Origin of the sequence: Thalassospira sp. MCCC 1A01428, from assembly GCF_002115825.1 — a bacterium.
In the GTDB taxonomy this organism is placed as follows: Bacteria; Pseudomonadota; Alphaproteobacteria; order Rhodospirillales; family Thalassospiraceae; genus Thalassospira.
In genome coordinates this window covers 1-959 of the sequence record NZ_JFJZ01000140.1, presented here as the reverse complement: position 1 = coordinate 959, position 959 = coordinate 1, and the positions used below count along the sequence as shown (strand labels likewise).

The 959-nt window shown below is 50.1% G+C and carries 1 protein-coding gene; it reads right to left on the bottom strand.

The features are described 5' to 3' along the window. Positions 1-56: 56 nt before the first annotated feature. A complete protein-coding gene (locus THS27_RS26275; RefSeq protein ID WP_085595965.1) occupies positions 57-815 on the bottom strand; it encodes a BRO family protein in 759 nt (252 codons plus the stop codon). Positions 816-959 lie beyond the last annotated feature (144 nt).

Sequence of the window (959 nt, the reverse complement as noted above, 5' to 3'; positions counted from 1 at the left end):
TGTCAGACTCGGAACACTAGCAGATCGGATGAAGAATCTATCTCGCATAAAACTCCTTACTGACGAGAAACATCTCCAAGATGCACCACATTTCCGGAAGACTGTCGTCCAGCCGGCGAGGCTTTGGCCAGATCAGCCAAAATCTGCCGGGCTCGCTGATTGTAGCATCCTGATACAGATTGAATAATGTGTTTGCAATTTTCGAGTGTTGCGACCCATAGCGGCCCGGCCCCCGTCAGGGCCGGATGTTCTTCCATCAGATCATAAGCATATTGGCCAGCATTCAGATGTTCCGGAATCACGCTGGTTCCACAGCAGACCTGAAGAAGGATTGGAATGTTCCAGTATTCAGTCCCATCCAGCATATAAACAGGAACAGCCCAGACCTGCCCCCAGACACCATCTGGACGAAGGATCACTTCGAGGACTGTGTATTTATCAGACGTTGTATCCGTCAAACGGGATGTGGAAGCCCGGAGGCCATACCGCCCCGTTTTGCGAATTATCGGCAATACGTCCGACGTTACCCATTTGCGAAACCTGTGCTGAAGCGTCCCTGGTTTCACGGCATTCCGGCTCCGAAGGATCAGGACGTAAAGACCGCTTTCATTGATGATGTTCATTTCCTGACGTCCGCCAACGGTGTCACTTAAAGTTACACCCTTTTCATCATCATCAAGACTCTCGATTGCTTTTCTTGGATTGGATAGCCTCAACGCCTTACAAACATCGTTGGTCACAAACCACGGCTCACCATTTTTATGGATGGTGCAGATTTCCGAACCCTCAAACACAAACGGCACAATATCAGTCATTTCTCCACCTTTCGCTGCAATATCCGTGCGGAAATGATAGCGGTGCCGGAATCAGGTGTCAGTATCCTTTTTACCCGTTGAGCATGGCTTGCCATGCGAATAAGGCAGGAAGAACGTCTGCGTTCTGTTAGGTGGGCCCACCAG